General features: G+C 57.0%; 8 protein-coding genes. 3 read left to right on the top strand and 5 right to left on the bottom strand.

From position 1 onward, the window contains the following. The first annotated feature begins 1,244 nt into the window (after positions 1 to 1,244). The 3 genes from ispF to larB are packed head-to-tail and all read left to right on the top strand — an operon-like array spanning position 1,245 to position 2,865. Positions 1,245 to 1,745 carry a 2-C-methyl-D-erythritol 2,4-cyclodiphosphate synthase gene (gene ispF / locus NCN04_RS06470; protein ID WP_048346017.1) on the top strand — a complete coding sequence of 167 codons (501 nt, stop codon included), beginning with the start codon at positions 1,245 to 1,247 and terminating at the stop codon, positions 1,743 to 1,745. Then, positions 1,745 to 2,203, top strand: a complete 459-nt coding sequence (locus tag NCN04_RS06465; RefSeq protein ID WP_084763972.1) for a TIGR03792 family protein — start codon at positions 1,745 to 1,747, stop codon at positions 2,201 to 2,203. The genes ispF and NCN04_RS06465 overlap by 1 nt, the downstream gene beginning before the upstream one ends. Continuing rightward, positions 2,200 to 2,865, top strand: coding sequence for a nickel pincer cofactor biosynthesis protein LarB (gene larB / locus NCN04_RS06460; RefSeq protein WP_250395549.1), 666 nt, complete (start codon positions 2,200 to 2,202; stop codon positions 2,863 to 2,865). Before NCN04_RS06465 ends, larB begins: the two co-directional genes overlap by 4 nt. 1 nt (position 2,866) lies before the next feature. Here larB and NCN04_RS06455 read toward each other — a convergent pair whose 3' ends face one another. From NCN04_RS06455 to ribF, 5 genes are all read right to left on the bottom strand, one after another. Next, a complete protein-coding gene (locus NCN04_RS06455; protein WP_250395551.1) occupies positions 2,867 to 3,070 on the bottom strand; it encodes a DUF8633 family putative protein in 204 nt (67 codons plus the stop codon). A 98-nt stretch (positions 3,071 to 3,168) separates the two neighbouring features. Continuing rightward, positions 3,169 to 4,128, bottom strand: coding sequence for a DUF1517 domain-containing protein (locus NCN04_RS06450; protein WP_413430460.1), 960 nt, complete (start codon positions 4,126 to 4,128; stop codon positions 3,169 to 3,171). 25 nt (positions 4,129 to 4,153) lie between these two features. Continuing rightward, on the bottom strand, positions 4,154 to 4,360 hold the full coding sequence (gene thiS / locus NCN04_RS06445; protein ID WP_048346020.1) for a sulfur carrier protein ThiS: 207 nt from the start codon (positions 4,358 to 4,360) through the stop codon (positions 4,154 to 4,156). 19 nt (positions 4,361 to 4,379) lie between these two features. Next, the gene (locus NCN04_RS06440) at positions 4,380 to 5,441 is read right to left on the bottom strand and encodes a thiamine phosphate synthase (RefSeq protein WP_250395548.1); all 1,062 of its coding nucleotides are present in this window, start codon (positions 5,439 to 5,441) and stop codon (positions 4,380 to 4,382) included. 137 nt (positions 5,442 to 5,578) lie between these two features. Continuing rightward, a partial coding sequence (gene ribF / locus NCN04_RS06435) for a riboflavin biosynthesis protein RibF (RefSeq protein WP_250395547.1) occupies positions 5,579 to 6,262 on the bottom strand: 684 nt, incomplete at its 5' end.

The raw sequence follows: 6,262 nt of genomic DNA, 5'->3' as shown, positions 1-6,262 counted from the left end.
CGATGGGCGTTGAAAGCAGAGCTCTGGGGCTTCAGTGACGACTGAAAACAGATTGATGCGTTAAACGATGAATGTGTTGCTTGAGATTGCAAAATGAATTGCTTTAAGTGATGCAAGTATTTCCATGGAAGAGGAGCAGCTGATTTGTGATCTTCCTGATTAGATCGCTGTCAATCAATAGTGGTGAGGATCATCTTGAGGGGGGTTGAATTCTCAGCAACTCAAGCGCTGAATGAAACCCGTTCTCCGAGTAGGCTCGTTATAGCTTTGATTTTTGGAGATGAGACATGGTCGAATCTTCTCATTGAGATATTTCATGATGATGGTCGGCAACATCTAGACCATCTGCTCCATGGGCTCTCTATTGATCTAGGTCTTACAGCCAGAACGGAAAACTAACGACTAGGGGGTTCCCTTTTTCGTTGTTGATTGCTTCGTTCTGATCAGGCTGGCGCGATTTTCCGCAGATATCTTGGCTTGGTGTTTGTTGTGCAGCTCTCAATGGATAGCTTTCAAAATCTCATGAGGATCTGCATTAATGTTCCGCCCAAACCCACTCCGATTGAGAGGCAGGCAATCCAGACGCTGAGTGGAGGCGGGTTGCCAGGTGGCATGGTTATCTCCCGTTAGTTCATCACAGGCTCCGGAGGAAATAGAGGAATGAAGCATCATTCCTCTGACTAACCGGATCACGAAGGACCAAACCCCTGGTCCTTCGCTCTTTTCTATCGTCAGGCCTTTGCATCTCCTGCTGTGTTGTCGATGAGAGATGATGATGTTTTCAAAGAGGCATGTTGATGTTTCTTTTGAAGAGTTGCTATTTTCCTGGTTATCTTTGTTTATTTCTGATGATGAGTTGGTTGCTTGAGTGATGCCTTGTGGTGGGTCAATTGCTTGCTTTCGTGGGGCTGGTGAAGTGCTATTCGTTTGTTCTGGCCCGTGTTTTAGTTCTGGACTGATTGTTCGTTTTTGATGGCGTCTTTTGCTTGAGCTGCTCTTCTATTTGCTCTGCTTTGTGTGTTGTAAGGAGCTTGTTTTGGCAATTTTCTTGATTCTTTGAGTTGAGATGGGTGGCGTTTGTTTCGCGCCTACGATCTATAGGGTCATGCGATCTGAGTGGCGCTTGTCAGGAGCATGTCATCGCTTCTGGTGTTGCTGTTGCCCTTAAAATCACGCCTCGATGAATCAATCGCCAGTTGTTGAGACAGGCGAGTGAAATCGTTCGACCTGTTTCCGTCCCCTTGATGACCTCTTCGGTTCCGTCCCTTCGAATCGGCAATGGCTATGACGTCCACCGGTTAGTGCCTGGTAGGCCTCTGATTCTTGGTGGTCAGCAGTTGGAGCATCCTGCAGGGCTAGGTCTCGATGGTCACAGCGATGCTGATGTGTTGGTGCACGCGATCATGGACGCTCTCTTGGGGGCGTTGTCTCTTGGTGACATCGGCAAATATTTCCCCCCCAGTGATCCGCAGTGGAAAGGAGCCGACAGCCTTGTGCTGTTAGAGCAGGTGGTGGCTTTGGTCAAGGCACGCGGCTGGGGCGTGGTCAATGTGGATGCGGTGTTGATCGCTGAGCGTCCCAAGCTCAAGCCTCACATTGAGGCGATGCGATCGGCCATTGCTCTCAGGATTGGTGTTGCTCCAGACCAGGTGGGTGTGAAAGCCACCACAAACGAAAAGTTGGGCCCTGAAGGTCAGGAAGAGGGGATCTCATGTCAGGCCGTGGCCCTCTTGCATGCACTTTGATGCAAAGCCTCCTGCAGCGATTCCGGTTGTTGATGATTAGGGTCGCCACTCTGATGAGTGTTGCGTTGGTGCTGATGGGGCAATCGGCTGATGTTCGTTTCGCTGCGTTTGCAGATCCAGACGGTGGATACGATGTTGCCGTCATTGAACATTTGCGCATCTCGGTGCCCGAGCAAGGACGGGAGGCTTGGCTGGAAGCGGAACGAGGTAGCTGGGAGCCTTGGTTGGCTCAACAATCTGGATTTCTGGGTCGCGATCTGCTTTGGGACCCCGACACAGAGGAGGGCACTCTTTTGATTCGGTGGTCGAGTCGTCAGGCTTGGAAAGCAATCCCCAGCGAACAGGTGGAAGAGGTTCAGGCCCGCTTTGAGCAGCTTGCGCGCAACGCCATGGCGCTTCCTCAGACGATGGACAATCCGTTCCCGCTGGTCTTTGAAGGAGAGCTGTTACCGCCATGAGTAGCGACGACATCCGTCTCGACTGGCAGCGGAACGATCGTCTCGGCATCAGCGAAGCGATCTGGGGTCTGCACAAATCGGCGGAGCAGATCGTGGCCATCCTTGAAGCCTTCGCAGTCAGGGATCAGCCAGCTCTCGTCACGCGTGTGGATGAGATCAAGGCTCAGGCCGTTCTCCAACGCTGCAACACCGAGCTTGTTCGTTTTGAGGCCCGGGCCCGATGTTTAACGTCGGGAGCCCCGCCGACCTTGCGACCGGAGCTTGGCTCGGTGACGGTGCTCAGTGGCGGCACCAGCGATCTCCCAGTAGCTGCCGAAGCACAACTGGCCTTGAAGTGGCATGGCATTGATGCAGGCCTGTTGCTGGATGTGGGGGTTGCCGGGTTGCATCGGCTCTTGGATCAATTGCCGAAACTTCAGCAGTCGTCGGTGCTGATTGCTTGCGCGGGCATGGAAGGAGCCCTGCCAACGGTGCTTGCTGGCCTGTTGCCCCAACCGGTGATCGGCGTGCCGGTATCGGTGGGTTATGGCGTCAGTGCTGGTGGACGGGCCGCACTCGATGGAATGCTTGCGAGCTGTGCTCCAGGCCTAGCGGTAGTCAATATTGATAACGGTTACGGAGCAGCCATGGCTGCCTTGCGAATTCTGCAAAGGCGGATCTGACTCAGGTGGCCTGCTTTTGCGACGTGAGATTGGTTTGGGAATCCTCAGTGAGCTTGTGCCCTAAGCGTGAAAGCTCATCACTGTGTTGGTCGCATTCCACGTTGCGGAGATGGCAAACCAATTCGATGAGGTCGCCTTGATCGAGCTCGCCATTCGTCTGCCACTGCATGGCTCTGGGGTCTAAGCGTGGAGCAGTGGAGGTCAAAGCTCAACTCAAGTAATAGGGATTTAAACCTATTGAGTTGAAACCCTGACCGCTTGATTGGTTGAGAGAATTTGGCGGAAGATTTTCTTAAATTGAATTCAGAGGTGCTGGAGGTTTGGATACGCCATCACCAGCTCGTCGGCACTGAGAACGTCGCCGCTTCCATCCGGTTGCCAGATCACCTCAAGGGCCATCAGGTCGGAGGAGGATGTGGATCCAAGAATGCGCAGCGTTTCGCGCAGGGCTTCTCCACTGTCGGCTTGCTTGAGCTTCATGCTTTGGCGACTGGCCACAAGCACCGTGACCACAATGAATTCGTTGGTGGCATCGGCATCACCGCTGCTGCTTAACTCCGCTGCGTTGCCGTTTCGAACACCACCAACATTGGTCGTGATTTCAGCGCGTAACTTACTGCGCTCGGTCATCGACAGGCGGTTGAATGTCGACTCTGACGTGTTGAAGGGAACGCTGCCTGATTCCACATTGGCGTACACCCAGAGATCGGGCTGTCGCAGGAGAGCCAGGGTTGTTTCCTGCAGCACCCGTTGCAGGCCCGAGGATGAGCTGGTGTCAGCGGATGCCGCGAGCTGACGCAAATCGGTTTGCAACGACTTGGCACTTGCGAGCAGTCCGATCTGCAGTTGCAGCAAGGACACGGGGCCGTTGGACAGCTCCCTGGGGGCTTGATAACCACCGCCGATTGCGGGGGATCCGCCCCCACTGCCATTGCGCACTGCATTGACCAACACACCCACGATCGCCGCGAGCACTAAGAAGCCAAACAGGCCTCCTCCGCCAAATCCAAAGATCGGAATGATGAACGGAAACCCCATTCCGCCTCCGCGGCCGTATCCACCGCCTCCGTAGCTGCGGCTATATCCCCCGCTTCTTGGCATGGACGGGGCGCGGAAGCTGCCTCCTCCGATCCGACCGCCGCGGGCGGCTTCGCTGGGTTGAGGACTCATCAACAGGAGGCCAACAACGAAGAGTGGCACCAGCAATCCAGAGAGCCAGCGTCTGATTTGACCAGCCTGGGGGCGGAGTTTGGAGGAGGCCAAAACGGCATATCACACTTCAACAACTCTAGGAACCACCGCCCACGATGGTGACGATCTCGAGATTGTCGCCGTCTTGAACCTGCTGGGCTTCCCAGAGTTCTGGCGTCAGGATTAAGCCGTTGTATTCCACAACAACCAGGCGTGGGTGATGGCCAAGCTGCTGGATCACTTGATCCAGCCTTGCGGCTGATGGGTCAAGGCTGTGCCGTTCGCCGTTCACCGTGAATTGCATGGCACCAAAGCAAGGGGGGTTAAATGAGGGTTTGGAGCAGGGTCCGGCTGGCTCCTTCCGGATCATTGGAACCCATGATCGCGCTCACGACGGCAACGCGTTGCGCGCCTGCAGCGCGAACCGAGGGGATCGTTTCAACATCGATGCCACCGATCGCAAACCAGGGCACGGCAGCGTGACGGCTGGCTTCCGTCACCCAGCTCAGGCCGGCTGGGCTGCGATCGCGTTTGGTCTTGGTGGCGAAGACGGGGCCAACGCCCAGATAATCGGCGCCCGCTTGCTGGGCCTCGAGCAGGTGCTCGAGGCGGTGGGTGCTACGTCCGAGCAAGCGTTCTGGGCCGAGCAGCTGTCTCGCCTCTGAGAGGGGGAGGTCGTCCTGGCCGAGATGCACGCCATCGGCATCCACCAAGAGCGCAAGATCAATGCGGTCGTTGACGATGAACAGGGCCTCAAAGCGATTGCACAGTGTCTTTAGGGCTTGCGCTTCCAGCAGGCGTTGTTGGTCATTGCCCTGTTTGCGGCGGTATTGAACCAGGTTGACGCCGGCCATCAGAGCGGATTCAACACCGTGCAGTAACCGCTCCAGGTTGTTGTCTCGATCTGGATCCGTGATCAGGCAAAGCTTGGCGGCCTCGAGGCGTTCCTGCCTGCGCTGACGTCCGCAGGCTTCGAGAATCCGCGCCTCCAGGTCATAGAGCCCGTAGCGGATCTCAGCTGCGGTGCTGGCTAGGTCTGGATCGAGATTCCGCCCAAATTCCTCCAACACGCGCAGGGCTTCCTGCACCCGGCTGGCATTGGCTTTGATGATCGCTGGGGCGGAGCAACGACTCGCTTGAGCGGGATGGCCTAGGCCGGCGGCAACGTCTGTTGCGCTGGAACGGGCGCGGCGGTAGCGATCGTGATGCCGTTGCCCCAATCGCTGACGCCAGTCTTTAAGTGCTACGACGAAATCGTCCCGATCCAGTCCAAAGCGACACCAGTCTTCAATGACACGCAGCCCTTCTCGTGCTCGATCCAGGTTGGCGTCGATGAGCCGTGCCACTCGCAGGTTGGCGTCTGCTTCGGCAACCATCGGCTCCATGGCAGTCTGAGAAGGATCGCATGCTCCCTGGCGGCCATGGACAACAGCGGATCCGAGAGCACCATGCACGTACTGGTTTGGGGGATCATCCTCTTGGGCGGCATTGGTGTGTTCATCGTCTGGGGACTGTCGAATGCCTATCCAGCCGTCGCCTGAAGTCGTTGACGGGCTGCATCGGCGTCCTTACCGATTTGTGCACTGAGCTCGTCGAGGCCGGAAAAGCGTTGTTGTCCGCGCAGCCGCTCCACCGGCTCCACGACAAGCTCCTGACCGACGAGTTCGATGCGCCTATCGAGCAGATGCACCTCTACGGCTGAAGGCGAGTTGGGGTCCACGGTGGGCTGGGGGCCGAGATTCATCACTGCCGGAAGCGCTTCGCCATCGCCCTGGGTCCAGGCGCGAGCGGCATAGACCCCAAGACCTGGCAAAAATTTGCGCCCGTCCACTTGCAGATTGGCGGTGGGCCAGCCCAGATCACGACCTAAGCCGCGTCCGCGCACCACGGTTCCACGGAAGCGATAGGGGCGGCCGAGCAGTGCGCTGGCGGTTTGGAGATCACCATTCGAGAGCGCTTCGCGAATGCGGCTGCTGCTCATCCGGCCTCCGGCATCTTCCAAAAGTGGCAACACCGACACCTTCACCCCAGCCGCTTCCGCTAACTGCCGCAGGGTGTTGGTATCACCTTCTCGCCCCCGCCCAAACCGGAAGTTGGCCCCCACGGCGATTTGGCGCGCCTTGAGACCATTGAGCAGCACCTGCTCCACAAAGTCGGCTGCACTGAGCTGCGCCAGTTGGCGGTTAAAGGGCACCAGGACCAGCTG

It is taken from the genome of Synechococcus sp. MU1655, assembly GCF_023630655.1.
Classification (GTDB): domain Bacteria; phylum Cyanobacteriota; class Cyanobacteriia; order PCC-6307; family Cyanobiaceae; genus Synechococcus_C.
Note: the sequence above shows the minus strand (reverse complement) of the source record. Positions and strands in the feature narration are given on the sequence as shown.